Annotated in this window: 27 protein-coding genes, 1 tRNA gene and 1 pseudogene; 18 read left to right on the top strand and 11 right to left on the bottom strand. The window is 55.8% G+C overall.

Translation table 11 applies throughout. The features are described 5' to 3' along the window. Window positions 1-21: 21 nt before the first annotated feature. A complete protein-coding gene (locus IFT84_RS13925) occupies window positions 22-1,104 on the top strand; it encodes an ABC transporter ATP-binding protein (RefSeq protein ID WP_192120351.1) in 1,083 nt (360 codons plus the stop codon). Window positions 1,105-1,136: 32 nt separating this feature from the next. Here the strand turns inward: IFT84_RS13925 and yddG are convergent, their stop codons facing one another. Further along, window positions 1,137-2,003, bottom strand: coding sequence for an aromatic amino acid exporter YddG (gene yddG / locus IFT84_RS13920; RefSeq protein ID WP_192120348.1), 867 nt, complete (start codon window positions 2,001-2,003; stop codon window positions 1,137-1,139). Window positions 2,004-2,032: 29 nt separating this feature from the next. After that, on the bottom strand, window positions 2,033-2,776 hold the full coding sequence (locus IFT84_RS13915) for a DUF3108 domain-containing protein (RefSeq protein WP_244651218.1): 744 nt from the start codon (window positions 2,774-2,776) through the stop codon (window positions 2,033-2,035). A 301-nt stretch (window positions 2,777-3,077) separates the two neighbouring features. On the opposite strand from IFT84_RS13915, the gene rpmB reads away from it, so the two are divergent. Together rpmB and IFT84_RS13905 are read left to right on the top strand one after the other, a co-directional pair. Further along, entirely contained in the window at window positions 3,078-3,368 is a 291-nt protein-coding gene (rpmB, locus tag IFT84_RS13910) for a 50S ribosomal protein L28 (RefSeq protein WP_192120344.1), read from the top strand. Between the two features lie 131 nt (window positions 3,369-3,499). Continuing rightward, window positions 3,500-4,135: a VUT family protein gene (locus tag IFT84_RS13905; RefSeq protein ID WP_192120342.1), complete on the top strand. Its 636-nt coding sequence runs from the start codon at window positions 3,500-3,502 to the stop codon at window positions 4,133-4,135. An 11-nt stretch (window positions 4,136-4,146) separates the two neighbouring features. On the opposite strand, the gene IFT84_RS13900 is transcribed toward IFT84_RS13905, so the two are convergent. The 4 genes from IFT84_RS13900 to IFT84_RS13885 all read right to left on the bottom strand — a co-directional run bounded on the left by IFT84_RS13900 (window position 4,147) and on the right by IFT84_RS13885 (window position 8,837). After that, window positions 4,147-5,139 carry an esterase-like activity of phytase family protein gene (locus tag IFT84_RS13900; RefSeq protein WP_244651217.1) on the bottom strand — a complete coding sequence of 331 codons (993 nt, stop codon included), beginning with the start codon at window positions 5,137-5,139 and terminating at the stop codon, window positions 4,147-4,149. A 96-nt stretch (window positions 5,140-5,235) separates the two neighbouring features. After that, complete coding sequence (gene cobT / locus IFT84_RS13895) at window positions 5,236-7,134, bottom strand: cobaltochelatase subunit CobT (RefSeq protein ID WP_192120340.1); 1,899 nt, start codon at window positions 7,132-7,134, stop codon at window positions 5,236-5,238. Window positions 7,135-7,139: 5 nt separating this feature from the next. Next, window positions 7,140-8,135, bottom strand: coding sequence for a cobaltochelatase subunit CobS (gene cobS, locus IFT84_RS13890; RefSeq protein WP_192120339.1), 996 nt, complete (start codon window positions 8,133-8,135; stop codon window positions 7,140-7,142). A 72-nt stretch (window positions 8,136-8,207) separates the two neighbouring features. Continuing rightward, window positions 8,208-8,837 (bottom strand): J domain-containing protein, encoded by a 630-nt coding sequence (locus tag IFT84_RS13885; RefSeq protein ID WP_197975557.1) that lies wholly within the window; start codon window positions 8,835-8,837, stop codon window positions 8,208-8,210. A 119-nt stretch (window positions 8,838-8,956) separates the two neighbouring features. Here IFT84_RS13885 and IFT84_RS13880 point away from each other — a divergent pair, with 119 nt between their 5' ends. Beyond that, window positions 8,957-9,238, top strand: a complete 282-nt coding sequence (locus IFT84_RS13880; protein WP_192120338.1) for a BolA family protein — start codon at window positions 8,957-8,959, stop codon at window positions 9,236-9,238. 97 nt (window positions 9,239-9,335) lie between these two features. Here IFT84_RS13880 and IFT84_RS13875 read toward each other — a convergent pair. The 3 genes and pseudogenes from IFT84_RS13875 to IFT84_RS13865 form a co-directional block, all read right to left on the bottom strand. Continuing rightward, window positions 9,336-10,148: pseudogene (locus IFT84_RS13875) on the bottom strand (transporter associated domain-containing protein); the annotation flags it as partial. A 32-nt stretch (window positions 10,149-10,180) separates the two neighbouring features. Then, complete coding sequence (gene aroB / locus IFT84_RS13870; protein WP_192120336.1) at window positions 10,181-11,299, bottom strand: 3-dehydroquinate synthase; 1,119 nt, start codon at window positions 11,297-11,299, stop codon at window positions 10,181-10,183. Beyond that, complete coding sequence (locus IFT84_RS13865; protein ID WP_192120416.1) at window positions 11,296-11,886, bottom strand: shikimate kinase; 591 nt, start codon at window positions 11,884-11,886, stop codon at window positions 11,296-11,298. The genes aroB and IFT84_RS13865 overlap by 4 nt, the downstream gene beginning before the upstream one ends. Before the next feature lie 164 nt (window positions 11,887-12,050). On the opposite strand from IFT84_RS13865, the gene IFT84_RS13860 reads away from it, so the two are divergent. The 6 genes from IFT84_RS13860 (at window position 12,051) to IFT84_RS13835 (ending at window position 16,772) form a co-directional block, all read left to right on the top strand. Then, complete coding sequence (locus IFT84_RS13860) at window positions 12,051-12,713, top strand: hypothetical protein (RefSeq protein WP_192120335.1); 663 nt, start codon at window positions 12,051-12,053, stop codon at window positions 12,711-12,713. 132 nt (window positions 12,714-12,845) lie between these two features. Beyond that, on the top strand, window positions 12,846-12,989 hold the full coding sequence (locus IFT84_RS13855; RefSeq protein ID WP_192120333.1) for a hypothetical protein: 144 nt from the start codon (window positions 12,846-12,848) through the stop codon (window positions 12,987-12,989). Beyond that, window positions 12,986-13,924 carry a site-specific tyrosine recombinase XerD gene (xerD, locus tag IFT84_RS13850; protein ID WP_192120331.1) on the top strand — a complete coding sequence of 313 codons (939 nt, stop codon included), beginning with the start codon at window positions 12,986-12,988 and terminating at the stop codon, window positions 13,922-13,924. Before IFT84_RS13855 ends, xerD begins: the two co-directional genes overlap by 4 nt. A gap of 71 nt (window positions 13,925-13,995) precedes the next feature. After that, entirely contained in the window at window positions 13,996-14,949 is a 954-nt protein-coding gene (locus IFT84_RS13845; protein ID WP_192120329.1) for an acetyl-CoA carboxylase carboxyltransferase subunit alpha, read from the top strand. A gap of 219 nt (window positions 14,950-15,168) precedes the next feature. Continuing rightward, window positions 15,169-16,527, top strand: a complete 1,359-nt coding sequence (locus IFT84_RS13840) for a L,D-transpeptidase family protein (protein WP_192120327.1) — start codon at window positions 15,169-15,171, stop codon at window positions 16,525-16,527. Then, window positions 16,515-16,772, top strand: a complete 258-nt coding sequence (locus IFT84_RS13835) for a sulfurtransferase TusA family protein (protein WP_192120325.1) — start codon at window positions 16,515-16,517, stop codon at window positions 16,770-16,772. Before IFT84_RS13840 ends, IFT84_RS13835 begins: the two co-directional genes overlap by 13 nt. 11 nt (window positions 16,773-16,783) lie before the next feature. Here the strand turns inward: IFT84_RS13835 and IFT84_RS13830 are convergent, their stop codons facing one another. Both IFT84_RS13830 and IFT84_RS13825 read right to left on the bottom strand, forming a co-directional pair. Continuing rightward, the gene (locus IFT84_RS13830; RefSeq protein ID WP_192120323.1) at window positions 16,784-17,893 is read right to left on the bottom strand and encodes a CobW family GTP-binding protein; all 1,110 of its coding nucleotides are present in this window, start codon (window positions 17,891-17,893) and stop codon (window positions 16,784-16,786) included. Between the two features lie 48 nt (window positions 17,894-17,941). Next, window positions 17,942-19,015 (bottom strand): D-alanyl-D-alanine carboxypeptidase family protein, encoded by a 1,074-nt coding sequence (locus IFT84_RS13825; RefSeq protein WP_446737603.1) that lies wholly within the window; start codon window positions 19,013-19,015, stop codon window positions 17,942-17,944. Between the two features lie 155 nt (window positions 19,016-19,170). Between IFT84_RS13825 and IFT84_RS13820 the strand changes: the two genes are divergently transcribed. From IFT84_RS13820 to IFT84_RS13785, 8 genes are all read left to right on the top strand, one after another. Further along, window positions 19,171-20,334: a M20 aminoacylase family protein gene (locus IFT84_RS13820; protein WP_192120319.1), complete on the top strand. Its 1,164-nt coding sequence runs from the start codon at window positions 19,171-19,173 to the stop codon at window positions 20,332-20,334. Window positions 20,335-20,421: 87 nt separating this feature from the next. Then, window positions 20,422-20,498, top strand: a tRNA-Arg gene (locus IFT84_RS13815). A 1,089-nt stretch (window positions 20,499-21,587) separates the two neighbouring features. Continuing rightward, a complete protein-coding gene (locus IFT84_RS13810) occupies window positions 21,588-22,754 on the top strand; it encodes a hypothetical protein (protein WP_192120317.1) in 1,167 nt (388 codons plus the stop codon). A 333-nt stretch (window positions 22,755-23,087) separates the two neighbouring features. Then, window positions 23,088-23,396, top strand: a complete 309-nt coding sequence (locus tag IFT84_RS13805) for a thermonuclease family protein (protein WP_192120315.1) — start codon at window positions 23,088-23,090, stop codon at window positions 23,394-23,396. Window positions 23,397-23,443: 47 nt separating this feature from the next. Further along, on the top strand, window positions 23,444-23,650 hold the full coding sequence (locus IFT84_RS21800) for an excalibur calcium-binding domain-containing protein (RefSeq protein ID WP_192120313.1): 207 nt from the start codon (window positions 23,444-23,446) through the stop codon (window positions 23,648-23,650). Between the two features lie 312 nt (window positions 23,651-23,962). Beyond that, complete coding sequence (locus tag IFT84_RS13795; RefSeq protein ID WP_192120311.1) at window positions 23,963-24,724, top strand: helix-turn-helix transcriptional regulator; 762 nt, start codon at window positions 23,963-23,965, stop codon at window positions 24,722-24,724. Between the two features lie 59 nt (window positions 24,725-24,783). Beyond that, window positions 24,784-25,440, top strand: a complete 657-nt coding sequence (locus IFT84_RS13790) for an acyl-homoserine-lactone synthase (RefSeq protein WP_192120310.1) — start codon at window positions 24,784-24,786, stop codon at window positions 25,438-25,440. After that, entirely contained in the window at window positions 25,440-25,706 is a 267-nt protein-coding gene (locus IFT84_RS13785) for a hypothetical protein (protein ID WP_192120309.1), read from the top strand. Before IFT84_RS13790 ends, IFT84_RS13785 begins: the two co-directional genes overlap by 1 nt. Window positions 25,707-25,791: the final 85 nt, after the last annotated feature.

Below are 25,791 nucleotides of genomic sequence, written 5' to 3'. Positions count from 1 at the left end.
TTCACAAAAAGGACTCGAGAAATGGCAGCGATCACAATCGACCAAGTCTCCAAGCGCTATTCCGGCAGCGCCGCTGTATCGGTGAACTCTGTGTCGCTCGGCATTGCCGAGGGTGAGTTCATCGTTCTCGTCGGGCCTTCCGGCTGTGGTAAATCCACCCTTCTGCGCATGATAGCCGGCTTGGAAACCATCTCTGAGGGTCATGTTTCCATTGCCGGCAGGGTCGTCAACGATGTGGAACCGGCGGACCGTGACATTGCCATGGTGTTTCAGAACTACGCGCTTTATCCACATATGACCGTGTACGACAATCTTGCCTATGGGCTGAAAAATCGTAAGACGCCGCCGCAAGAAATTGCGGCGCGCGTGGCGGAAGCCGCCAGAATGCTGGAACTGGAACCCTATCTGACCAGAAAACCGCGTGCGCTTTCCGGTGGGCAACGCCAGCGCGTCGCCATGGGGCGTGCTATCGTGCGTAAGCCCGCAGCCTTTCTGTTCGATGAACCACTATCCAATCTCGATGCAAAACTGCGGGTGTCGATGCGCGGCGAAATCAAACGGCTGCAAAAGCGTCTTGGTACAACGTCGATCTACGTCACGCATGACCAGTTGGAAGCCATGACGCTGGCCGATCGTCTTGTTGTTTTGAACGGCGGGCAAATCGAGCAGGTCGGAACACCCCTCGACGTCTACCACAATCCTGCCTCCACGTTTGTCGCAAGCTTTATCGGCTCACCCGCTATGAACCTGATCACCGGCATTATCGCTGGACAAACAGTGCGCATTGGAGACCATGAGTTGCATCTTGACCGGATGACTGAGCCACAGGGTACGGTGATCGTCGGTATCCGCGCGGAGGATTTGCGCTTGGCAAACCCCGGCGAACCAGCAATGACATTGCGCGTTGATTATATTGAAGAACTCGGCGCGCAGCGTTTGATACACGGCACAATCAATGGCATGCCGTTGACCGCCTCGGTGTCACCTGACATCAGCGTGGGCGATTCGATAACACTGACCGTCCAGACGGATCGCCTGCATCTTTTTTCTCCGGAAACCGGCAAACGCTTGAATCAAATCAATCGTATGCGGCGGGCCGCATAGCGGCCACTCGTTATGGCCTGTACGCAACTCGTTCAGGGCGTTTGAGGCTTGAAAATAATCTCCTTCGACGCCAGCACCGCTCCGCCGGTGACCAGAAGGCAGGCGAGCGCCAGACGCAAGGAAGGCTCGGCAAAGCCGAACACCACCAGGATCAGCGTCGAGAGAATCGGCGCGGCATAGCTTGCTACGCCCAGAATCTGGATATCGCCATTCTTGACGCCGTAATCCCACGCGTAAAACGCAGCACCCACCGGCAGCAAGCCAAGCCCGACGACTGCCAGCCACTCCCATGACGATTGCGGCCAGACGGTCGTTTCCAGAGCCACATGGCAGATCAGCGAGAGCGCCGCTGTTACCAGACAAAACCCCGTGACCACGTCGGTGGATACCGCCTCAAACCGCCGCGTCAGCAACGAATAGGCAGCCCATGTGAACGCGCAGGCAAGCGCTGCTCCGTAGCCCAGGGTATAGGCGCTATCAAACGCGAAGCCATTGCGCGCCACGATCATGATCGTACCCACAAACCCCGCCAGTGCCCCGGCTACGTGGAACCAGCGCAGCCTTTCGCCCGGCAGCAAGGCCGAGCCGACAACGATCAACAAGGGCCACAGGTACGCAATCAACCCTGCCTCCACGGCGGGTGCGTTGCGCAGCGCGGTAAAATACAGAAAATGATAGCCGAACAGACCAATGATACCCACCAACCACACCTGAATGGGCTGGCGCAACAGCGCGCGCCGTTCAGGTCGCGCGATCAACACCGCAATACCGGGAAGGCTGCCAATTGAGAAGGCAATGGCGGAAAGCTGGAAGGGCGGCATGGTGCCGGAGGCGGCGGTCATCAGCGCCAGAAGTGACCACATTCCGATTGCGGAAAACCCGATCAGGGTTGCCCTCATGCTGTATCCCCCATTCAAATTGACGGCGCTTATCCCCCGAAGCGCGTGGCCGAAATCGTTACCGGCCCAAGCTTGGTGGGTATGCGCACATAGACAGGAGCATATACATTCACAGCATCGGCCTTGGCAAACCAGATCTCCATCGTATCCAGCTTGCGCAGATAATCCACATCATCGCGACCTATGCGATAGCCGGATTTCGGCACGAACTTGATACCGCAAACGATGGCGTCGCCAGCAAATCCCTTGGTTTTGAAGGGCTTCGTGCCCTTGTGCGACAGTTTTAGATCAAGCCGTGATTCGCCGTCGAAGATGGGCAGCGTCTGGGGGCAGACTTTTGCAGTCGCAGGGAAAATCAGTCCGGAAATCGGGTCCAGAACGCCGCGCTTGTCGGCACCACTGACCGGCACCCAGTTCACCGGTTCTGCCCGCGCAGGCTCCAGCGTGGACGAGGTCACATTTCCGTTGCGGTAGCGAACATCGATGCTGCGGCCTTTTTTACCGCTCTGATATTTCACGGAATAATGCGTGGCCTGCAGTTTGTTGCGGCCCACGACGCCCGAAACCGTGGTGCTGCCCTGCGTGTGGCTGAGAATGTCGGCAAGGCCAGCTGAACTGAGTTTGCCAGAGATGGAATAAGTTTTATCCGACATGAGCGTATTGAACGAAGCGCGCGCTAGTGGAATGCCCGATAACGCGATGCTATAATCGGTATTGTGCTCAATCTCGGCGGCATTTCCGGGTGCGCAAACGGATAGGGCTGCAAATGTCATCAGAATCGAACCTATTGCCCACCGGATCATTCGTCTTCCTTCACATCGTTTATGACTTCGCTTACGCGTTTTAGATAGAAAAGCTTTGCGGTTTTTGTTGGCCACTTTATATAAGCGCCTCTGTTGAGCGAAAAAAGCCCGGCCTGCAACTGAAATTGCGGGAAATGAGAGGTTTAGCTTGACGGCGGGGCCTGCCCTGATTATGAGAAGCCCAACTTTGAAAATCCATGGCCAGAAGGGCGGCAATCGGGCTGATGCCTGTATGTGTGTTGCTTACTGGCAAAACGTAATAGGTGTACCCATGTCCCGTAGTTGCGAATTGACCGGCAAGGGCGTCCAGTCTGGCAACAATGTGAGCCACGCGAACAACAGAACGCGTCGCAAGTTCCTTCCTAACCTTTGTAACGTTACGCTGATTTCCGATTCGCTCGGCCAGCGTTTCCGTCTGAAGGTTTCGGCAGCAGCGCTTCGCTCCGTTGAGCACCGCGGTGGCCTCGACCTGTTCCTGCTGAAGTCCGATGAGAGCGATCTCTCCATGCGCGCACGTCTGCTGCGCCGCCAGATTGCTAAGAAGACCGCAGAAGCAGCATAATAGCGCTTTCAGTGTTTCTGATTTAAAAAGGCTTGCCCGGTTTTCCGGTCAAGCCTTTTTGTTTGCTCACCAGGGCGGCCGATGGCCCCCTCTTTATCCCTCCAACTGGTGGCATCACCCAGGATAAAAAAATGCCCGTCACGCGCAGTTTCATCATTTACGTGCTTCTCATGACCCTTGTGGTCGTCGCATCGAATATTCTGGTTCAGTATCCCATTCCCGGCCAGATTTCCGGACTGCGACTGGCAGACCTGCTGACCTTTGGTGCCTTTATCTATCCCGTTGCTTTTCTCGTTACCGATCTTACCAATCGCCAATTCGGCCCACGCATTGCGCGCCGTGTCGTGGTGGTCGGTTTTGCGGTTGCGGTCGTCCTGTCGTTTCTGGTCGCATCGCCGCGTATTGCCATTGCGTCCGGTTCCGCCTTTCTCGCCGGTCAGCTTCTGGATATTTCGGTGTTTAACAAGTTGCGGGCACAGACCTGGTGGCGGGCACCGCTGATGGGGTCCATCATCGGCTCCATGCTTGATACCGCCCTGTTCTTCTCGTTTGCTTTCGCGCCAACCTTTTCCATCTTCGGACCCAATGAGCCGTTTGCTCTGGAACATGCGCCGCTTCTCGGCGTCATGGCGTCAGAAGAGCCTCGCTGGATTTCATGGGCGCTGGGTGATCTGGTGGTCAAGATTATCGTGGGCTTCGTGCTGCTGCTACCCTATGGGGCGCTGATGAGCATCGTGCGGCCCATGCCGGTTCAAAAAGCGGTTTAAACCCGAGCCGGTCAGTTCACGCTGACCGGCTTTTTCAGTCGGAATTCCAGCACTATATTGCGTTGCAGGATAGACTTGTTGTCGTCCGAAACCAGAATGATGCGCAATTCGCCATCCGGCATTGTCAGCACGTCCATGCCTTCCATATTATCGATCTCATAGCCGAAATCGGCAGTGATCAGCACCGCCCCATCGACAACCGCACCGGGTTTGATGCTATCGCCCGGTATGCGCCGGATTTGCATACCCACGCCCTGCGCATAGCTGTAGCTACGCTCCAGCAACAGGAGATCGCCATTCGGCAGAAAGGCACCATCCGTCACGGCAAATGGCGGCTTGCGGGTGACGCGGAAAAGTCCTGTGTCCGCCCCGTCCAGAATGGCAGCAAACAAGTTGTCATTCGGATCGACGCTGTCCTCGGCAATCGTGACAGTAAATCCGGCTGGGGAGGTGGCGATGGTTTCCAGCCCCTGATTCGCGCGAAGCTCTGTCTCCGGGATCAGGATCGGAATGGATCGGATTGGCCCACTTTGTACCATTCCGGGATCGGGATAGGCATCAATACGTGCCTCACGTTCAAAGCTGACCCACGCCTCCCCGCTATGCAAAGTCAGGCCTTCGGCATCCACGGCCTGTTTCCTGCGGCTTTGGGTTTTGTCCTGCAACAGGATTGAAGAAATCGTCACATCCGCAAGGCCGGACAGCGCACCTGTCGCATCTCGCAAGGTCCGCCCTTTCAACCAGTGCCCATCATCCATGACCGCGATGAAGTGGCTTCTGTCGGCGCGAAACCGAATCGATGATATGGCCCCGAAGGACCAACTGCTGGATGTCAGTTCCAGCCCGCCTACGAATTCAAGAGAGCCGAAGCGCTTTTCCTGCGAGCCGATTTTAAAGTCCGCAATCTGGCGACTTCGCACATCAATGCTTTTGGACTCATCCGCCAGCGCCGTCCCAGAGAGCAGTCCGGAACAACAGAGTGTTACGGACAGAAACCGTCTCAAGCATGTCTGCGTCCTTTCAAGATGCGATAACGCTCTCGCTCTTTGTGTCTTACATTGCCTGAGCGTGAAACCGCTGCGCACTTTTAGTGGAAATGCTTAGCGGCCACGCCGGGCCTTGCCCGCACGGCGGCTTGTTTGATCTTCGAACAGGGACGCCAATTGCTCCGTCATCGCGCCCGCCAGTTCATCGGCATCCACCAGCGTAACGGCACGGCGATAATAGCGCGTCACGTCATGGCCGATACCAATGGCCAGCAGTTCAACGGACGACCGCGTTTCAATCTGGTCGATAACGGCGCGCAAATGCCGTTCCAGATAATTTCCCGGGTTTACGGAAAGCGTGGAATCATCCACCGGTGCCCCATCGGAAATCATCATCAGGATACGGCGTTGTTCGGGCCGCGCCAGCAGCCGGTTGTGCGCCCAAATCAGCGCTTCCCCGTCAATATTTTCCTTCAGCAGCCCTTCGCGCATCATGAGACCGAGATTGCGGCGCGAGCGGCGCCATGGCGCATCAGCGGACTTGTAGATGATGTGGCGCAGATCATTCAGCCGCCCCGGCGTGCCGGGCTTGCCGTTTGCCAGCCACGTTTCCCGTGCTTGGCCGCCCTTCCACGCTTTGGTGGTAAAGCCCAGAATTTCCACCTTCACGCCGCAGCGCTCCAGCGTACGCGCCAGAATATCCGCACAGGTTGCTGCAACCGTGATCGGGCGTCCGCGCATGGAGCCGGAATTGTCGATCAGCAGCGTCACCACCGTATCGCGGAAGCTTGTGTCACGTTCACGCTTGAAGGACAGCGGTTGCATGGGGTCAATCACCAGACGCGTCAGACGCGCCGTATCGAGATAGCCTTCCTCCAGATCGAAATCCCAGGATCGATTCTGCTGCGCCATCAGGCGACGTTGCAATCGATTGGCCAGGCGCCCGACCGCACCTTGCAGATGGGACAGTTGTTTATCCAGAAAAGCGCGCAACCGGTCGAGTTCCGATTCGTCGCAAAGGTCTTCCGCCGTAACCGTCTCGTCAAATTCCTCGGTGAAAATGCCGTAATCGACTTTTTCGTTGAAATCCGAGAACGGATTGGCCGGACGCTTCATTTCGCCGGGCGTTTCGCTTTCCTCGTCGCCCTCGTCCATCAGGTCGTCGTCGGAAACCTCCGCGCCGTCCATTTCACCTTCGTCCATTTCCTCGTCGGACGTTTGGTTCTCGTCCGCTGGGGCAGCATCGTCGCCTGCGTCTTCTTCGGCGTTGCTGTCGTCCTGCTGATCACTGCGCGGCTGGTCGTCGTCGGTGTTGTTTTCGGCCTCTTCGGGATTTTCGTCCTCGTCGCCATAGTCCTCGGCAACGTTCATGGACGACAGCATATTGCGCACGACCCGGGCAAACGCCTGTTGATCGCCAACGGCATTGGCGAGATTGCGCATATCGCCGGAGGCTTTATCCTCAATAAAACTGCGCCAGAGATCCACAACCTGACCGGCAGATTCCGGCGGTTTGCGACCGGTCAGCGTTTCGCGCACCATCAGCGCGACAGCTTCCTGAAGAGGAGCCTCTTCCTGCGTGGTGATTGCACCAAAATTGGCCTTGGCGTATTTTTCGTCCAGCATCGCGCCGATATTGTCGCCGACGCCGGTCATGCGCAGCGCGCCGAGCGATTCCACCCGCGCCTGCTCAACCGCATCAAAAATGGCGCGGGCATCGCTGCCCTGCGGTGCCATGGTCGCGTGGATACGGGCGTCATGGCAGGCCTTGCGCAAGGCCATGGCATCACCCAGCCCCCGCACAACCGACAGTTCCGCCCGTGTTGGCCGCTTGGACAGCTCCGGCAGGCGCACGCGATCTCCGGCAAGGCCGGGGCGCTCGTTTGCAAACGACACCTCGACCTCGGCATCGCCGGCAATGGAGCGCACGCATCCTGTTACGGCGCGGCGAAAGGGCTCGACATCGACACTCGTTCCCGGTCTTGCTCTGGAATTATCGCCACGCCCTGCCATGGTTCTTACGCTGTTGCCTCAAGCACGATATTGGCTGCGCTTTCCTTCAATTCCACGCCGAAAGCACGCTGATAGTGCTCGGCCACCAGCGAACGCTCAAGTTCGTCGCACTTGTTGAGGAAGGTTACGCGGAACGCAAAGGCGATGTCGCCAAAGATATGCGCATTTTCCGCCCAGGTGATGACGGTCCGCGGGCTCATGACAGTGGAGAGGTCGCCATTGATAAAGGCGGCGCGGGTCAGATCGGCCACCCGCACCATCTTGGAAACCGTATCGCGTCCACGGGCCTGCGTGAAACCCTTTACCTTGGCTGCAACGATATCAACCTCATTGTCATGGGGCAGATAGTTGAGCGTTGTAACGATCGACCAACGGTCCATCTGCGCCTGGTTGATCTGCTGTGTGCCGTGATAAAGGCCGGTCGTATCGCCGAGACCGACGGTATTGGCGGTGGCGAACAGGCGGAAGGCGGGGTGCGGGCGGATTACCCGGCTCTGGTCCAGCAGCGTCAGGCGACCAGACGATTCCAGCACGCGCTGGATCACAAACATCACATCCGGGCGACCGGCGTCATACTCATCGAAAACCAGCGCCACATTGTGCTGGTAGGCCCATGGCAGAATGCCGTCCTTGAATTCCGTGATCTGCATCCCGTCCTTGACGACGATGGCATCCTTGCCGACGAGATCGATACGGCTGACATGGCTATCGAGGTTTACGCGCACGCACGGCCAGTTCAGCCGCGCAGCAACCTGCTCGATATGGGTGGACTTTCCCGTGCCGTGGTAGCCGGAGACCATAACGCGGCGGTTGTGGGCAAAGCCTGCAAGAATGGCGAGCGTGGTTTCGCGGTCAAACAGATAATCAGGATCAAGATCAGGCACATAAGCATCGGCCTTGGAATAGGCAGGTACGCGCAGGTCGGAATTTATGCCGAAGACATCGCGAACGGACACGGTCGTATCGGGCAGATTGGAAATATCAAGGTCGATCTTGCTCATCATGTCTCCAGAGCGGCCACGCGACACATGCCCGCGAATACGTCACTTATTTGCGTGAAACATTAAAGCCCGTTACGTGCAAAAGCCAGCCTGTTTCAACAGTTGATAGGCCTGAATCACAGCGCGGAACCGCTCTTCCGATCCACGGTCCCCGCCATTGGCATCGGGGTGGTGTTTTTTGACCAGCGCCTTGTAGGCCGCCTTGATGTCGTCCCCGCTTGCGCTCGCATCCAGTTCCAGCGTGTCGAACGCCTTGGCTTCCAGCGTTTTCAGCTTGCGCTGGCGTGGCACCTGACGGGGTGCCGTCTGGTGGGCCTCGCTCACGAAGCCGAACGGATCGCGCAACCGTGCCTGCGACTGGGCAGAGCCGGAACGCATCTTGGACTGCTCTGGCGCATCCTTGGCAGACTTGTTCACGCCCACCGTCCATGTGGGACGGTGGCCGGTGATGGCCTCTTTCTGGTAACGGGCAATCTCCGTGTCGGACAGACCGGAGAAATAGTTATAGCCCTTGTTGTATTCCTTCACATGCTCAAAACAGAACATGAAGAATTCGTTCTCCGCATTGCGGCCAACGGGGGCGCGATGCGGCGCTTTTTCATTGCAGCCATCCCACTGGCACGTGGGCGCGATGGCCTCCGCTTTGGGGGCAGCTTTTTTGCGGGTACGGATACCGTCGAAATATTTTGAGTCGAGTTTCATGGGCCTAATTATGGTACGTCTGAGCCCACACAACAAGAATTGACAAACGGGTTTGTTACTGGCTTTGTCAGACTATTTTTCGCCGACCATCGAAGCAGGCAATCAAAGCAGATAAGCTCATGACCCTTCAAGCCCAAATCCGCGACAAATTGATGGTAGCCTTTGCCCCAGAGCGTCTGGAGGTCATCAACGAAAGCCATCATCACGCCGGTCATCAGCCCGATTTCAACGGCACCGGTGAGACGCATATGCGTGTGCGCATTGTCTCGTCGGCTTTTGCGGGCCTTGGCCGGGTGGCGCGCCATCGTTCGGTGAACGATCTGCTGAAACCGGAGCTCGATGCGGGTCTTCATGCGCTGGCCGTCGAAACAGCGGCACCGGGTGAACACACACGTTGGTAAGCTGCTCTCGTTCTTTTATTTGTAGCATTATCCAGACGTGAAAACGACTCCGTTTTCACTGGAAATGCTCGAGCGTTGGTAAGGCGCTCATGCGGCATCATACCGCAGGCTTTTGCGCCTCCAGCGTGCGGACACGCAGCCTGGTAATGCGGTTCTTGACCCGCTTCATCACGATGAAGCGTTTTCCATAGAAGGTGAACGCCTGCCGCTCTTCCGGAATGCTTTTTGATTCGTGAATGACAAGGCCTGCAATTGTCGTCGCCTCGTCGTCCGGCAGTGACCAGTCCAAGGCCCGGTTCAAATCGCGAATCGGTACATTGCCATCCACCACGATAGAGCCATCGGCCTGCCGCCACACCCCTTGGATTTGCACATCGTGCTCATCGGAGATATCGCCGACGATTTCCTCAAGAATATCCTCAAGGGTCACGATGCCCTGCACTTCGCCATACTCATCCACCACCACGGCAAAATGGCTGCGACGGCGCAAAAATGCGTTGAGCTGATCCTTGAGATTGGTCGTGTCGGGGACAAACCATGGTTTCTGCGCAATTTTCCCGATATCGAGCGTTGACCGGTCGGTTGCCGGATTGGCCAGCGCGCGCAGCAGGTCCTTGGCGTGCAGAACGCCAATGATATTGTCGGTCGCCCCTCGCCACAGCGGCATGCGTGTGTAGGGGCTTTCCAGAACCGCACGAATGGACGCCTCCGGTCCATCGTCGGCGTTCAGCCCACGCATCGCAGTGCGGTGGATCATAACATCGGAGACAACAAGCTCTTCCAGATCGACGGACTGTCCGGTCTTTTCCCGTTCCGGCTTCTGCACGGGTTCGCGGGCATCAGTCTGTCCTCGCCCGCCCTCGGCCTGCCCCACGGGACGCGAGCGCCGACCAAGCCCGAAAACCTGGAGAAACCCGCTCAAAAAACCGGCACCGCCGCGCATCAGGGGTTCTTGTCCTCCAGAAACCGCAGCACCTCCGACGATGGCACATCCTTGGCGACAAACGACTGGCCGATACCGTGGGTGAGAATGAAGGTCAGCTTGCCACCGCTGACTTTCTTATCCTGCGCAATGGCGTCCATCAGCACAGATGCGGGCGGCAGGTCTCCGGGAATTTCGCTTATGCGGGTGGGAAGCCCGACGTCGCGCAAATGGTGCTCCACGCGCGTTGCATCGTCCGGGCTGGCGAGGTTCATGCGCGCTGAAAACTGGTGCGCCAGCACCATGCCGATGGCAACGCCCTCACCATGCACCAGCCGTGCGCCATCATAGCGGGTAGCGGCTTCCAGCGCGTGGCCGAAGGTGTGGCCGAGGTTCAGCAGCGCACGGACGCCATGCTCATGCTCGTCCGCCACCACCACATCGGACTTTGCCTGACAACTCGTCGCAATCGCGTCGATTCGCGCCTGCCCGCCCGCAAACACGTCACGCCAGTTGGCTTCAAGCCAGGCAAAAAAATCGGGCTTGTCTATCAAACCGTATTTCGCCACCTCGGCATAGCCAGCGCGAAACTCTCGCGGGCTTAGTGTATCCAGCACATCCGTATCGGCCAGCACAAGATCCGGCTGGTGAAAAACGCCGACCAGATTTTTCCCATGGGCGGTGTTGATGCCCGTCTTGCCGCCCACGGACGAATCCACCTGCGCCAGCAGTGACGTGGGCACCTGCACAAATCGCAGGCCCCGCCGCACGATCCCGGCTGCAAAGCCTGTGAGGTCGCCGATAACGCCACCGCCAAGCGCAATCACCACATCGTTTCGCTCGATACGGGCCGATAGCACGGTATCACACACCGTCATCAGGTGCTCGAAGCTTTTGGTCTTCTCGCCGGGCTCCAGCACCAGAGACGCCACCGCAAAGCCTTCGGCCTTGAGCGACTGCAAAAAAGCTTCGAGATAGAACTCGGCCACATGCCGGTCAGTGATAATGGCTGCCTTACGGCCCTTGATGCGCGCAGCAATGTGGCGCGCACCTTGCGCAATCAGGCCGGGACCGATGAGAATATCGTAGGCACGGTCACCGAGTGGCACGTGGACAGTCCGGGTGGGGTTTTCAGTCATTGCTGGCGTCTTCTTCCCTTGGCGATGGCGGAAAGAATTTCCTGGACCATCACTTCTTTTTTAACATCACGTGACATGACGGTGAGATCGGCCTCGGCATAAATCGGGTAGCGGGCGGCCATCAGGTTGGCGAGCGTCTGTTTTGGATTTTCAGTTTTAAGAAGGGGCCGCGTATCGCGCTTGTTGACCCGCTCCCACAGCACGTCGAGGTCCGCATTGAGCCACAGCGACAATCCGGCCCGATGGATATGCTTGCGGGTACGCTCATTGATATAGGCACCGCCGCCGGTGGAAATGACTTTGGGTCCAGAGCGCAACAGCCGCTTGATCACGCGGGCTTCCAGCGCACGAAACTCGTCCTCGCCATAGGCGGAAAACAGTTCTGCAATCGACATGCGGGACACCCGCTCGATTTCGTGATCGGAATCAACGAAAGGAATGCGCAGTTCAGATGCCGTCATGCGCCCGATGACAGATTTGCCCGCGCCCATCAGACCGACGAACACAAGATTGCGCTTGCCCAGCACATTGCGTGCTGTTTCAGACAAGGTTGCGCATACCGGCCCATCACTCGTCACAGCATTCATCACCTCGTTCATGCCTGCAAAATTCCTCGTTCCGCTTCGGTATCGACAAATCCGCAAACAGCGTCAAGATGGGACCGCTCGCAAACCGGCTTGTTTATGGAGAAGGCCCCAACGCATTACATATGTGCGAGCATTGATATTGCTTATGAACGTCAAGGTTGATATTGATTCAGCAGTCATTTCGGCATGAAGCCAGACACGCAAGCAGACTTCAACTCATGAGCGACTTGATAGCCTGCAGGATACGTCAAATGGTCTCTGTTTTACCCAGCAACGCCGCAGCAGTGCTCATTCTTCAACAGGCCGCTGCCACGTCAGTCGGCCAAGACGACGCCAGCAAAACCATAACCGATCTTGCAAACGGTGTCGCAAAGCGTGACAGCGTTTCGGTTGACAAGCAGCCAACACAAGCTGCGTCAAAAGTTGCCAGTGCAATGTTCGGCGTCAATCACACCAGCGTAACCGAAACCAAGTTGAAGCTCATTGAACGTATGGGGCAAGCACTCGGCCTCAACAAGGACAATTTCAGCACGAGCGAAGAGTTTTTTGACGCCGCAAAAGAAGCGTTCCAACAAATCCAGAACAAGCCCGATGGCAACAAAGTCATAGCATCAATCGAGAAAGATCTGGGCCTGGACAAGCTGGGTATATCATTGAGCGATTTGATCGACAGTGCGAGAAACCCCAAAGACAACGATAAGCTAACCGAGGCCTTGAAAAAGCAGGCCAATGGAAAGGACGAGGAAAGGGAGAAGGCCGCAGCGCTCCTGGCAGGGCGTATCGATGAGGATGGAATTTATCGCGGTGTAACAGCCTCGGGCCGATAACAACCAGTTCAACGGAGACACGTACCTGCTGACCGTCGTGCGCCCTTTCCACCGCTGAGCCATTGCAACAGGCTATTCATATCCACGTTGACCCGGTATCCTTGAGGCGTAAGAACCGGAGGACGCGACTTTATGCCCACCCTGTTTCGCTACATCATGATCTGTTGCCTGATTGCGGCCGCAATCTATGGTGCCATGGTCGCATTGGTGACGTTTGTGGAGCCGCGTCCGCGGCAGGTGACCATTCCTGTGCCTTTGGAACAGACCAGGCCATGAGGGATTTGAGCGCTGCCCATCTGGAATCCTTTCTGGAAATGATGAGTGCCGAACGTGGCGCGGCACAGAATACACTTACTTCCTATCAGCGGGATCTCGATGATATCCGTGCGTATCTGAAAAACCGGAACGTGACGCTGACACAGGCGGCAACCGAGGACCTCAGCGCCTATCTTGCGCACCTGTCGGCGCAAGGGTTCGCTGCTTCATCGCAAGCGCGGCGGCTGTCGGCGCTGCGCCAGTTCTACAAGTTTCTTTATGCCGAAGGGCTGCGCACCGATGACCCGACCGGCATTCTGGATGCGCCCAAGAAGGCGCGCTCCCTGCCGAAAATTTTGAGCGTTGCAGATGTTTCAAAGTTGATCGGCCAGGCCGAAACCGAGGCGCGAGGTGGAGGGTTGCCTGCGTTGCGCATGCACGCACTTCTGGAACTGCTTTACGCCACCGGCATGCGCGTCAGCGAACTGGTATCATTGCCCGTCAACGTGCTGGCACAGAATGGCCGGTTTCTGATTGTTCGCGGCAAGGGCAACAAAGAGCGTATGGTGCCGCTATCCCATGCGGCCATCGCTGCCATGAAGACCTACGGGGCGGAACTCACCCGCCAGAGCGAGCAGATGAAGACGGAAAGCGCATGGCTGTTTCCCTCATCGGGCAAGCAGGGTTACTTGCCGCGTCAGGTTTTTGCGCGTGATCTCAAAGGGCTGGCGTCCCGCGCTGGTATTCGGGTGGCAACAATCTCGCCGCATGTGCTGCGTCATGCCTTTGCCAGCCACTTGCTGCAGAACGGTGCGGACCTGCGCGCCGTTCAGGAACTTCTCGGCCATTCTGACATTTCAACGACACAAATTTACACACATGTTCTGGAAGAACGGCTGCACGAACTGGTTCAGACCCATCACCCTCTTGCCAAACAGGCCAAAAAACAGGATTAGGTGCCAAAGCCCGTAAACCTCCCATTCTTTTGTTATGGGCCATTGGCGCAAAATGATCGGAAACGTATCTCATGCACAATTATCTCGATTTCGAAAAACCCATCTCTGATCTTGAAGGCAAGATCCATGAGTTGAAGAAAATAGCTGCCGAAGATGAAAGCATAAACACGGCAGACGAAATCGAACGGCTGGAAGGCCGCGCCCGCGAAGCCATGGTGGACATTTACGCCAAGCTGACGCCGTGGCAGAAAACGCAAGTTGCCCGCCACCCCTCCCGCCCCCATTTCCAGGACTATGCCAAGGCGCTGTTTGACGAGTTCACGCCACTGGCCGGCGACCGTAAATTTGCCGAGGACGAAGCCATTCAGGCCGGTCTCGGTCGTTTTCGCGGCCAGCCCGTCGCCATCATCGGGCAGGAAAAGGGCAACGACACGAAGTCGCGCATCAAGCACAATTTCGGTAGCGCCCGTCCCGAAGGCTACCGCAAGGCCATTCGCATCATGGAAATGGCGGACCGGTTTCAGCTCCCCATCATCACGCTCATCGATACCGCTGGCGCCTATCCGGGCATTGGTGCGGAAGAGCGTGGACAGGCCGAAGCCATCGCCCGCTCCACCGAAATGTGCCTCAACGTGCGTGTGCCCATCATTTCGGTGGTTCTGGGTGAAGGCGGATCGGGCGGTGCGATTGCGATTGCCACTGGCAACCGCGTCTACATGCTGGAACATGCCATCTACAGCGTGATTTCGCCCGAAGGTGCCGCGTCCATCCTGTGGCGCGATTCCACCCGCGCGCGCGAAGCCGCGACCAATATGAAAATTACGGCAGAAGACTTGAAGGCGCTCGGGATCATCGATGGCATCATCGCCGAGCCGGTTGGTGGCGCGCACCGTGACCCGGATGCCGTCATTTATGCCACCGGCAACGTGATCGATGACGCGCTGGCGCAGTTTGCCCAAACCAGCCCGGACGATATCCGCTCCGAGCGACGCCAGAAGTATCTGAATATCGGGCGTAACCTCTAAATTTACGGTACATTAAGCATAACAAGGCGCGCGCGGCCGCATTTGTCGCGTTCGCCCACTTACGCCAAACCAGTGCCACATTGCTCAGGCTTTTTGCCGCGGATCGGACCGGTGATTTTCCTTCCGATTTAAGAGTTTGTGAACTATGCTTTTTTACAGTTCGGCTCGAGTGCGTCTCCTAAGCGACGCACTGGCTGATTGTCTGGTGGGCTGATATCGATGCGTTTCAAAACCTTTCTCATGCTGTCCTTGACCGCGCTTGCCTTGGCGGGGTGTAACGACACGCTGGATTCCGTCGATATGTCGAAGGTTCGCGACAAGGTCCAGCATCCGCTTTCCGCAAAGATCGTGGAAAAGATGAAGGCCAAGGGTATGGAAACCCAGTCGCCCATCATGCTGCGCATTTTCAAGGAAGAAGGTGTTCTGGAGGTCTGGAAGGAAAAGACCAACAAGCGCTTTGAACTGATCACCGATTACAAGATCTGCGCCTGGTCCGGAAAGCTCGGCCCCAAGGCCAAGGAAGGTGACCGGCAGGCGCCGGAAGGCTTCTATCCGCTTTCGCCGGGGCATATGAACCCGAATTCCAGCTACTTCCTGGCCATCAACACGGGTTTCCCAAACAAGTATGATGCGTCGCAGGGCCGTTCCGGCACCAATCTGATGATCCATGGCGCCTGCTCGTCGTCGGGCTGCTACTCCATGACCGATGCGCAGATGCTGGAAATCTACGCCTTTGCCCGCGACGCTTTCAAGGGTGGCCAGCAAAACGTGCAGCTTCAGGCGTTCCCATTCCGCATGACGGCGGAAAACATGGCCCGCCATCGCAACAATGCGAATATGGACTTCTGGAAAATGCTGAAGGTCGGCTACGACCAGTTTGAAGTGACCAAACGCCCGCCGGTCGTCAATGTTTGTGAGAAGAAATACGTCTTCAACCAGCAGACCTCTGCGGGTGCGCAGTTCAATCCGACCGGCCAATGCCCGGCCATGGAAACGCCTGCCCCACTGATGAGCGCTATGGCCACCTTCAACAAGGCCTATGACCGCGACTACCAGACCGCCATGAAGAAATACGAAGGCATGGTCTGGTATGAACCGACCGAAAATGAGCGCAAGGAAATCGTGAAGGACAAGCGCAAAGGCCGTGAACTGGCCTATGCGCCCACCGGCTCCTCGCTGGACGCTGGCCGGTTGATGAAGGCCAGCGAGTTTGAAAAGGCGCAAGCGCCTGCAGCAACGTCCACGGTCGCACCGGCAGTCGTGGGCCTTGCTGAAGAACAGGCCAAGGCTATTGCGACGACAACACCGTCTTCCCAGACGCCATTGCCAAGAACACCAACGCCGAGTGCGACGGCGTCCGCTGCTATCCCTAAAGCCACGCCACTCAGCCCCGCAGCCGTCGACACCTCCGTTGACGCGCCGGACCAGACGGTCACCGCAACAACCCCGACCACGCCGGGTGGCGCGGCCGTGCCTGTTCCGCAAGTCAATCCCGCTGGAGCACCGGCTGCAACCGACCCATTAACGGAAGCATCGGCACCGGCTAAGAAGCCATTCTGGAAAGTATGGAACAACTGATAAACAGCGATTTAGACGGAGCAGCGGTTTTTTATGACCTGAAAGGGCTGAAATGCCCCCTGCCCGTTCTAAAAGCCCGCAAACGGATGGAAACGCTGCCACCCGGTGCACGTCTGCAACTGGAAACCACCGACCCGCTGGCAGGACTGGATATTCCCCACTTCTGCCATGAAGACGGGCACACCCTTGAAGAAACGGAGCGACTGACGAATGGCCACCGCTTTCTGATCCGAAAAAAGAGTTAGAGCATTTTCTCTTAGAATTTCATTCCCGGAACCGCTAGGGGATTATCTTCCAGCGCAGCCCTGTCGGGCCGGTCGATCCGGGGCTTGCCGGTGAACGCATCAAACAGATCGCGCACGAACGTCTCGGGTAAATCCTGCGTAATCAACACCATACGCGTGCGCTTGTCGCTGGCATCCGGCCATGCACCCAACCTTTGTGGGGTGTGAAAGATTGTCTGCACCCCATGCAGGATCATAGGGCTATCCGGCTTGTCGGTTAGTGCGACAATCGCTTTCATGCGCAGCAATTTCTCGCCATGGGCCGACCGTAGTAGATCGATGAACATATCGAGCGCCATCGGCTCGATAGGCTTGTCATGCACGATGCTAAAAGAGCGGATATTGCCGTCGTGGCGGTTTACATCATGATGGTGGTGCCCATGGTGATGATGGTGCTGCTCATAATCATCCTCGTCCTGTAGCCAGCGGCTGACATCAGCGGTTTTTGTACTCGGGTCGTAGAGACCACAATCGAACAGTGTCGCAGAACCCGCTTGTGCGCTGTCACCATCTATCAGCGGCGCGCGCGGATTGAGCTGCGCGAGGCGCGCCGTTAAGGCAGCCACCGCTTCGGCATTTGCCAGAGTTTGCTTCGTAAGCACGATACGATCGGCAACCGCCACCTGCCGCACTGCTTCCGCATGACGATCAAGCGTCGCAAACCCGTTCACCGCGTCCACAACGGTGACGACGCCGTCCAGACGGTAGCAATCGGAAATGACGGGATTACCTATGACTGACTGCAGCACGGGGGCCGGATCGGCAAGGCCGGTGGTTTCGACAATCACGCGCTGTAAAGGCTTGATCTTGCCGGTCTGCATCCGGTCCATCAAGTCCGCAAGCGTATCAACCAGTTCGCCGCGCACGGTGCAGCACAGGCAACCATCGGACAGTTCAATAATGCCATCCGATGCTGTTTCCACCAGAAGATGATCGATGGAAACATCGCCGAACTCGTTGATGATGACGGCCGTATCAGCCAGATCGGGGTCTTTCAACAGCCGGTTTAAAAGCGTTGTTTTGCCAGCACCGAGAAATCCGGTGAGAATGGAAACAGGAACAGATGCAAAGCGCAGGCTCATGATGACTCGTTTTTACAGCGAAGGACGGGTTTACAGCGAAGGCCGGATTTAAAGCGAAGGACGGGGTCTTGGCACCGGCACACGGGCAGCGCTGCCCTTGGCCTCTTTAGTCACCGTGTCTTTGGTCACAGTTTCGTTTTCCGTTCCCGGAATCAGGCCGGCATAGACCAGTTTCAAGGGACGGTTGATCTCCTGAATAAACGGAGACTGCAGTTTTTGACGTCCCACTTCGTCCCGGCCTTCACTGCGCACTTTGGCAGCCGCTTGCGAGCATATTTGCTTGCTGACATCGGCAACCAGATCACGCGTCTCGCCATAAGGCTGAATATCCACGATTCTCGGTCCTGCTGTCGCCGTCGTCAGCCCCTTCTGCAACAAACGGGCTGACTCATCCGCCCGTCCGCCAAGGCTATCGGCACCCAGCACCACGGACACAACGGCGCGGCCATTGCGGTTGGCTGACGAGACCTGATTGAAACCGGCGGCACAAATGAACCCGGTCTTCATGCCATCAGCGCCTTCGAAGCGGCCTATCAGCATATTGTAGTTGGGATAGTTCTTCTTGCCGGTGCTGATGCCTTCCAGCGCAAAATAGGAGGCGTATTCCGGAAATTCGCGTTTCAGCGTGATGGCGAGAATGGCAAGATCACGCGCCGTTGTATATTGCCCCTGCCCCGGAAGGCCATGCGGGTTGATGAAGTGCGAGGAGGACATGCCAATACGCGCGGCCTCGGCATTCATGCGGGCAACAAATTTTCCCTCAGTTCCCCCAACGGTTTCGGCAACGGCGACAGCAATGTCGTTGGCCGATTTCACGAGCATGATTTTCAGCGCGCTATCGAGCGTCAGCTTCTGCCCGGGCTTGTAATACATCTTGCTCGGTGGTTCCTTGGCCGCATTGGCGGACATGACCACGGGTGTCGTCAACGATACTTCACCGGCCTTCAGCGCCCGAAAGGTCGTATAGGCGGTCAACAGTTTGGTAAGGGACGCGGGATACCAGCGCTGAAAAATATCGTTCTGCTCGACCACGCGCAGCGAATTAATATCGACCACAAGCCGTGGATTGGCGTTCGCCCCGGTCAAGGATCCCAACAGCACAGCGCAGGTCGCTGCCATCAGCGCGTATGCTCTGGTCGCCTGGCGCAAGCAACTCCATATCATGGATAGGTACCTTTGAAATTCGGCAATGGTCTCGTCGCCACTCCCTATTTAATCTATAAGACGGGAACATGGCAAAGCCCATACAGCAAATATTAGCCTGACAGGACAGATTCATGACCATCCTCAACCGAGCAGCAGAGCTTCAGAACGACGTTACCGCGTGGCGCCGCCATATTCACGCACAACCTGAATTGATGTTCGCGGTCGAAAATACGGCAGCGTTTGTGGAAACAAAACTGCGCGCGTTCGGTGTTGACGAGATTGTGACCGGTATTGGGCGTACCGGTGTTGTGGGCATTATTCATGGCAATCTCGGCCCTGGCCGCACGATCGGTTTGCGGGCCGATATGGATGCCCTGCCGATGACCGAGGTAACCGGCAAGCCCTGGGCCTCGACCACGCCGGGCAAAATGCATGCCTGCGGTCATGATGGCCACACTGCCATGCTGTTGGGAGCGGCGAAATACCTCAGCGAAACCCGCAATTTTACCGGGAGTGTGGCGGTGATCTTCCAGCCTGCTGAGGAAGGCGGCGGCGGCGGTCGCGAAATGGTGAAGGACGGGATGATGGACCGCTTTGCCATCAGTGAAGTGTATGGCATGCACAATCTGCCGGGCATGCCGGTTGGCCAGTTCGGTTGTCGAAAAGGACCGATCATGGCCTCGACCGATGAGTTTTCGATCACGATCAAGGGTGTTGGCGGTCATGCCGCCATGCCACACAAGACAATCGATCCGATCGTGGTCGGCACGCAGATTGTTACGGCGCTACAAACCATCGTATCACGCACCGCTGATCCGCTAGCGTCTGTTGTGGTCTCTGTTACAAAGTTCAATGCCGGTTTCGCGCACAATGTCATTCCGAGCGAAGCCGTGCTGGCAGGCACCGTGCGCACGCTCCGCGATGAATTGCGTGACATGGCGCAGACGCGGCTTGAAACCATTTGTGCCAATATCGGCGCCATGTTCGGTGCGGAGGTCTCCGTGCGCTATGCCCGCAACTATCCGGTTACTGTCAATCACCCGGACAAAGCCCTCTATGCCGCCAATGCTGCCATAGGGGTTGCAGGTGCGGCCAATGTGGACGCGGATACCGAACCCATGATGGGTGGCGAGGATTTCTCCTACATGCTGGAAGCCCGTCCGGGCGCGTTTATCTTCATCGGGAACGGTGACACGGCGGGGCTGCACAACCCCGCCTATGACTTCAACGACGAGGCGATCCCCTACGGCATTTCCTACTGGGTGCGGCTGGCGGAAGAACGGCTTGCTCGTTGAACACGAAAACGGAGGGGAATGAAACCATTCCCCTCCGCGCAAAAAGACTTGGCTAAAGGTCGCACCTTTTGTAAGGGTTGAGCCAGTGGTTCCGTAGCTCAGCAGGATAGAGCACCAGATTCCTAATCTGGGGGCCGCGCGTTCGAATCGCGCCGGAATCACCAATTGAATCAATCATTTAATTCGATCTAAAGCGCGTTTTCATGTTGCGCTAAGGCCACAAGCAAACACCTTAAGTTACAATGATTCCCCTGTGTTCACGGCTACTCCGTGCAACATGGAACGCGACATGCAGTGGGACAAAGTGAAGGAAATTCAGTCAGTGGTAAGCGCCAATGAAAAGCACCTTTTTAGAGATGCTGTGGCAGCGGGTTAGATGACATCTGGTTTGGCAACGTACCCGATTTTATCGGGTTGGTTGGACTACCCCGATAATATGGGGTTAGATACACAGACCCGATTAGATCGTGTCTGTTCGTGCGCCGCCTGCTGTGTGTCCGCGCCGGTAAGCGCCGTGCCGTGCGGCGAGTGGAGACACCTTCCGCAAATTCGCGGAATTTGAACGTGAGCCACGGTGGCGCGGGTATCTGCCCCTACCGAAAAGGGGGCGCAGGCGTCACATCTGCGTTGCCGTTACCGCAATTCAGATCAGCCATTGTTTCACAAGTAGCTTCTGTCGGGACAACGAGCGAAAAATGCCAGTGCAACTCTTGCTTAGTAATGTGCGCTAATGCACACTTGAAGCGTTAAAACTTACGCTTTTTCCAGGGGGAATTAATGAGACTCGTATGCCTACTTGTCGGCGGCGCAACTGTGTTGACTGGATGCGCAACAACACCGTCCACGCCGATGGAAGCACATTTAAATAGATATGCTGGAGCCGAAGCAGTTGCGAAAAACTGCCCAGCCTATGGGGGTTACGGTTCGGTCGCCGCGATGCGCTCAGACGCGAATCAAAATCTGGCCCGCGCTCGTGCTCTTGGGGCAACCGAGGCAGATGTGGCGAAAGCTCGCCAACGGGTAAACGGTAACTTCACAGGCGCTCTTTTGTTGGTAGGGCCTATGCAGGCTTGCAATTCGTTCATGAGCGATTTGGCTTGGGCCGGGGCGGAAACACCGGTCATCAAGCCGAAAAAGAAAATGTGAGACAATCAAGATACCACATGCCTGAAGAGGCTCAGGCTGGATTGCCGCTTATTCACTGATATGCCATCTGTAGAACCTGTTTTGTTAAGACAAAAAGGCATCTGCCAATGGCCAATCGGAAGTTCTTAATTGCAGTGGCTGCCTTCGTTTGTTTGTTGAAGGCAGCCCCTTCTCAAGCTCTTACTTTTTCTACCAAACCATTTGGTACAACAACGACACTCATCGTTGCTTCTGGTGTATTTGAGCCGAACGAAAGTTACACCGATTTCCTCAGCCTGGTGAGGGGGCTGGGTGATAAATCCGGATTCGTTGTCTTCAACTCCCCCGGCGGTAATCCATCGAAAGCGATTGAGTTGGGGCGCCTAATTCGCTCATTGGGTTTAGCCACGTACCAGATTAGAGAAATGCAGTGCGTTTCTGCCTGTGCGCTGGCCTTCATGGGGGGAATCAGTCGCGGAGCGGAAACTGGGTCCATAGGCGTTCACAAGTCTTCTTTTTCAGATACCACGGCGTTGTCGGTCGATGACGCTGTATCGTATATCCAGCACCAAACCGCCGAAACAATGATGTACTTGACCGAAATGGGAGTAGACCCCGCGCTTTTGCAGTTATCCCTACAGTATGAGCGCGACGACATGCGTTACCTATCGAAAAGCGAGATGGTTCAGTACAGGGTAACAACCTTGGACATTGATGCCGTTCAACCGACAATTAGTCGGGATGTGGCCGCAGTCCAGCCCGAGCCTGCAGCAAAAGCATTACCAGGCAACGGGATAGCGGCGGCGGATACGCGCTTTCAAATACCTCTCGCAAAGACTGGTGTGTTAAGAGTTCCCAAAGGAAAAGAATTTCTTCGCGTAGACGAAAATCAGGACGCACAGAAGACGCTGCCACTTCATAATGGAGACAGGGTTCGGATAGTTCAAGTAAATGACAGATGGTATCGCGTCGAGGTAGATGGGGTTACTGGTTACCTACATCACAACTGGGTAAAGGTTGACCAATTCTTTGATCAGCCGTTTGGGAACCGGTACATACAGATCAAGAGTTTCGACAACTTCAATGAGGCAGCATGGTATGCTCAAAACTCAACGTTGCCGCTTACAGTTTATCTGGCAACAAATCGGTGGTTCGCTGTTGCTTTAAACCGAACTATGCCGCAAGACGAGGCACGAGATGAGCTCAAGAGCCTCAAAGAGCAAGGCCTTGTCCCCGACGACGCATTCATGACTGTCGGCAACACTTATGTTAGGACAGTGTGCTGTACTGATTAAACTGCATCTTGACCGACCGTTGCTCGAACATTATGAGAACACTCATAGGCGAGGCTTAACGATGCAGACAGATTTTGAACCCCAATCCTTCTACAATCCAGATCATATCGCAGCTTTGCACTTGCGCTCAACGCGGCGCTTTGCGGAAATGTATTTGGAAAAAGGGCGCGATTTACAGCTAGGCTGGGCCCCGCCGATCAGACTTATCGTTCTGTCGGATCATAAAAAATGAAAGTCTTTCCTATCGTATTATTGCTCTCGCTGTTACCTCTCCCAGTTCACGCAATTGAGATTTGTTCAGGACCTAACCGTGCAGCGCGCAAGGTGACGTGCTTGGTCGATGGTGATACCGGCTGGCAGAATGGTAAAAAGTGGCGTCTTCTCGATATCGATACCCCGGAAACATCGCGCCCAGAGTGCAAAGCAGAGGGCCACACCGGCAAAGCAGCGCTGAACCGCCTCGCCGGTCTTATGGCAAATGGATACCAGCTTCAGTACAGCGGATCGAAAGACCGTACGAGCGACAGGCGCGACCTCGTGCGCATCAGGCTGCATGACGGACGGGACGCGGGCGAAGTGCTAATACAAGAGCGGCTTGCCCAGCCTTGGCCGAACACTGGAAATATTTGGTGCAATCGCTAGACAACCTGGGCGCGCTATCCTAACCATACGTAGGTTAGGAGAAACTAATGTTAAACATCATTTTCAGTGCTGTCATTGCTTCGTCTACGCCTATCAATCAAACCGAACTAGCGCAGTCCTACAGTTGTAGCCCGAAGAAAACGTGCAGCAAGATCAGATCTTGCGATGAAGCACGTTACTACCTCGATCAATGCCCATGGGGCGGCGCGCTGGACCGCGATAAGGACGGCACTCCCTGCGAATCAATTTGCTGAGACCTTAATGCCAAGACTGGAAACGACGGTTATTGCAGTGGTTCTCTTATTGGGGTTAGCGGGGCTCGGCGTACAGTTGTGGCGTCTTTGGTCTTACATTTAGGGAACAGTCTTGGGGATATGTGCGCCCGTCCTGTCAGCAATTGACGGTCAACTGATAGCATATTTACTTGACTATAAAAAACGCTAGCTGACTTATTGCCTTTATTTCAGATCGACTAAAATATGTTGTGGTCTCCTACAAAATGAGGGGGCTAAACCACTGGTTAATGATTAGAAACACCGAGCGTAGCAAGCGCGCTGGGGAGTTTCATGAGCAACGGATCGGTCAAAACGAATTTCGAAACAGCTTTCGACAGAGCCAAAGGTTGCAACAGTGTTCAAGAGGCAATTACCTTCATTCAGCAAAACTATGCTGTTGATTATGTTACATACCACCTCGCCCAAACGGTTTCAGGAACTTTTGATGCACCGTTTGTGAGGACAACCTACCCGCCCGAATGGGTATCATGCTACCTCCTGAAAAATTACATACAGACCGATCCCATCATTCGTGAAGGATTTGAAAGGCAAATGCCTTTTGACTGGCGCGAGGTTACGATTCCGCCATCTGCTCAAACGTTCTTCGAAGACGCAAAGCTGCACAATATAGGTGATAAAGGTTACTCCATCCCAGTTCGGGACAAAGGTAATCGGCGCGCACTGCTTTCATTCAGCACGGCAGCGTCAGAGGATATCTGGGATATAACTCTGGCCGCAAACAGAGACGCTTGGATAGAGTTGGCGCACCTCGTTCACAAGAAAGCCGTACTGGAATTACACGGTGGGACCGACCCCATTCCTGTTCTAGGCAGACGTGAAATTGAATGCCTTTATTGGTCAGCACTTGGCAAAGATCACAAGAGCGTAGCTCGAATTCTAGGGATATCGCAGCATACAGCCCGAGGATACATTAAGTCGGCTCGATATAAACTGGGCTGTTCCTCCATTTCGGCCGCCGTATCGCTAGCGACCAAATTACGGATTATCAATCCAAACATCGTTCCCGCAAATGAGGGGACCCATATGAGGTAATTCAATTAATGCAGCATTTCTTTCATTAGAGAAGTCGCAACAATGCGATGGAGAAGGTTATGTATGTCATTGTCCAGAAACATGAATATCAACGGTACTCAAAAACGCTTGATCAGTTTTTCCGGCTGCGTAAACTGGTATTTTGTGACAAACTTGGATGGAATGTGCCGGTCATAAACTCCTATGAGCGCGACACATACGATGAACTTGATCCCGCGTACCTATTATGGTGCGACGATAGTTGCACCAAGCTGTATGGTGGCATGCGACTGATGCCAACGACTGGCCCTACGCTTCTGTACGATGTTTTCCGCCAAACTTTTCCGGAAGCTGTTGACCTTGTTGAGCCTGGCATATGGGAGGGCACGAGAATGTGCGTGGATGAAGACGCCTTGGCACGGGACTTGCCAGAAGTGGAGCCCGGCCGCGCTTTCAGTCTATTGCTCCTGGCGTTGTGTGAATGCGCAATGGCCCATGGCATTCACACAATGATCAGCAACTACGAACCGCATATGCGAAGGCTGTACAAGCGCGCGGGGGTGTTTGTTGATGAGTTGGGTCGCGCCGATCTCTACGGAAAGTATCCGGTGTGCTGTGGCGCATTCGAAGTTTCAGAAATGGTTCTTTCTAATATGCGTTCCGCGCTGAACGTCGATCGCCCACTATATCAAACTGCGTTTTCTCAAATAAGCGCCAACCAGTTTGAGGCTGCGTAATGTTAGCCGAAAAAAACACGAGGCACGAATTGATCGGGAGCCTGTTTCGCTCTTTGATGACGAGCGCAGCCGAGGCGCGCGCGATGCGACTGACAGAACTGGCCAACTTGTTGGATATCTGCAGCATGCAAGCCGCGTCAGATTGGCAAGGCATCGACCCGGATCATATGACAAAGGCTGATTTTGCGGCAATTGTATATGCGTCCCAAGATCTGACCTATCAGCACAGCGAACAACGTTTGCCACACTACCAGAACTGCGCCTGAGAAATTAAAGCCCCGTATCTGTCAGCCATGGGGCTCTACCCCTTACTGGTCTACACTGTGAAGAACTTGCGTCGCTATTACCGCT

The sequence above is a fragment of the Rhizobium sp. CFBP 8762 genome, assembly GCF_014841565.1.
Classification (GTDB): Bacteria; Pseudomonadota; Alphaproteobacteria; order Rhizobiales; family Rhizobiaceae; genus CFBP-8762.
Note: the sequence above shows the minus strand (reverse complement) of the source record. Positions and strands in the feature narration are given on the sequence as shown.

What these genes read in the sequence shown, in the direction of transcription:
- IFT84_RS13835 (WP_192120325.1), top strand. Translation starts at nt 16,515, where the DNA reads ATGGAACAACTGATAAACAGCGATTTAGACGGAGCAGCGGTTTTTTAT.
- IFT84_RS13795 (WP_192120311.1), top strand. Translation starts at nt 23,963, where the DNA reads ATGAGCAACGGATCGGTCAAAACGAATTTCGAAACAGCTTTCGACAGA.
- IFT84_RS13905 (WP_192120342.1), top strand. Translation starts at nt 3,500, where the DNA reads ATGCCCGTCACGCGCAGTTTCATCATTTACGTGCTTCTCATGACCCTT.
- IFT84_RS13840 (WP_192120327.1), top strand. Translation starts at nt 15,169, where the DNA reads ATGCGTTTCAAAACCTTTCTCATGCTGTCCTTGACCGCGCTTGCCTTG.
- IFT84_RS13845 (WP_192120329.1), top strand. Translation starts at nt 13,996, where the DNA reads ATGCACAATTATCTCGATTTCGAAAAACCCATCTCTGATCTTGAAGGC.
- IFT84_RS13790 (WP_192120310.1), top strand. Translation starts at nt 24,784, where the DNA reads ATGTATGTCATTGTCCAGAAACATGAATATCAACGGTACTCAAAAACG.
- aroB (WP_192120336.1), bottom strand. Translation starts at nt 11,299, where the DNA reads ATGACTGAAAACCCCACCCGGACTGTCCACGTGCCACTCGGTGACCGT.
- rpmB (WP_192120344.1), top strand. Translation starts at nt 3,078, where the DNA reads ATGTCCCGTAGTTGCGAATTGACCGGCAAGGGCGTCCAGTCTGGCAAC.
- IFT84_RS13880 (WP_192120338.1), top strand. Translation starts at nt 8,957, where the DNA reads ATGACCCTTCAAGCCCAAATCCGCGACAAATTGATGGTAGCCTTTGCC.
- cobS (WP_192120339.1), bottom strand. Translation starts at nt 8,135, where the DNA reads ATGAGCAAGATCGACCTTGATATTTCCAATCTGCCCGATACGACCGTG.
- IFT84_RS13885 (WP_197975557.1), bottom strand. Translation starts at nt 8,837, where the DNA reads ATGAAACTCGACTCAAAATATTTCGACGGTATCCGTACCCGCAAAAAA.
- IFT84_RS13915 (WP_244651218.1), bottom strand. Translation starts at nt 2,776, where the DNA reads ATGACATTTGCAGCCCTATCCGTTTGCGCACCCGGAAATGCCGCCGAG.
- xerD (WP_192120331.1), top strand. Translation starts at nt 12,986, where the DNA reads ATGAGGGATTTGAGCGCTGCCCATCTGGAATCCTTTCTGGAAATGATG.
- IFT84_RS13855 (WP_192120333.1), top strand. Translation starts at nt 12,846, where the DNA reads ATGCCCACCCTGTTTCGCTACATCATGATCTGTTGCCTGATTGCGGCC.
- IFT84_RS13865 (WP_192120416.1), bottom strand. Translation starts at nt 11,886, where the DNA reads ATGAATGCTGTGACGAGTGATGGGCCGGTATGCGCAACCTTGTCTGAA.
- IFT84_RS13820 (WP_192120319.1), top strand. Translation starts at nt 19,171, where the DNA reads ATGACCATCCTCAACCGAGCAGCAGAGCTTCAGAACGACGTTACCGCG.
- IFT84_RS13830 (WP_192120323.1), bottom strand. Translation starts at nt 17,893, where the DNA reads ATGAGCCTGCGCTTTGCATCTGTTCCTGTTTCCATTCTCACCGGATTT.
- IFT84_RS13925 (WP_192120351.1), top strand. Translation starts at nt 22, where the DNA reads ATGGCAGCGATCACAATCGACCAAGTCTCCAAGCGCTATTCCGGCAGC.
- IFT84_RS13785 (WP_192120309.1), top strand. Translation starts at nt 25,440, where the DNA reads ATGTTAGCCGAAAAAAACACGAGGCACGAATTGATCGGGAGCCTGTTT.
- IFT84_RS13810 (WP_192120317.1), top strand. Translation starts at nt 21,588, where the DNA reads ATGGCCAATCGGAAGTTCTTAATTGCAGTGGCTGCCTTCGTTTGTTTG.
- IFT84_RS21800 (WP_192120313.1), top strand. Translation starts at nt 23,444, where the DNA reads ATGTTAAACATCATTTTCAGTGCTGTCATTGCTTCGTCTACGCCTATC.
- yddG (WP_192120348.1), bottom strand. Translation starts at nt 2,003, where the DNA reads ATGAGGGCAACCCTGATCGGGTTTTCCGCAATCGGAATGTGGTCACTT.
- cobT (WP_192120340.1), bottom strand. Translation starts at nt 7,134, where the DNA reads ATGGCAGGGCGTGGCGATAATTCCAGAGCAAGACCGGGAACGAGTGTC.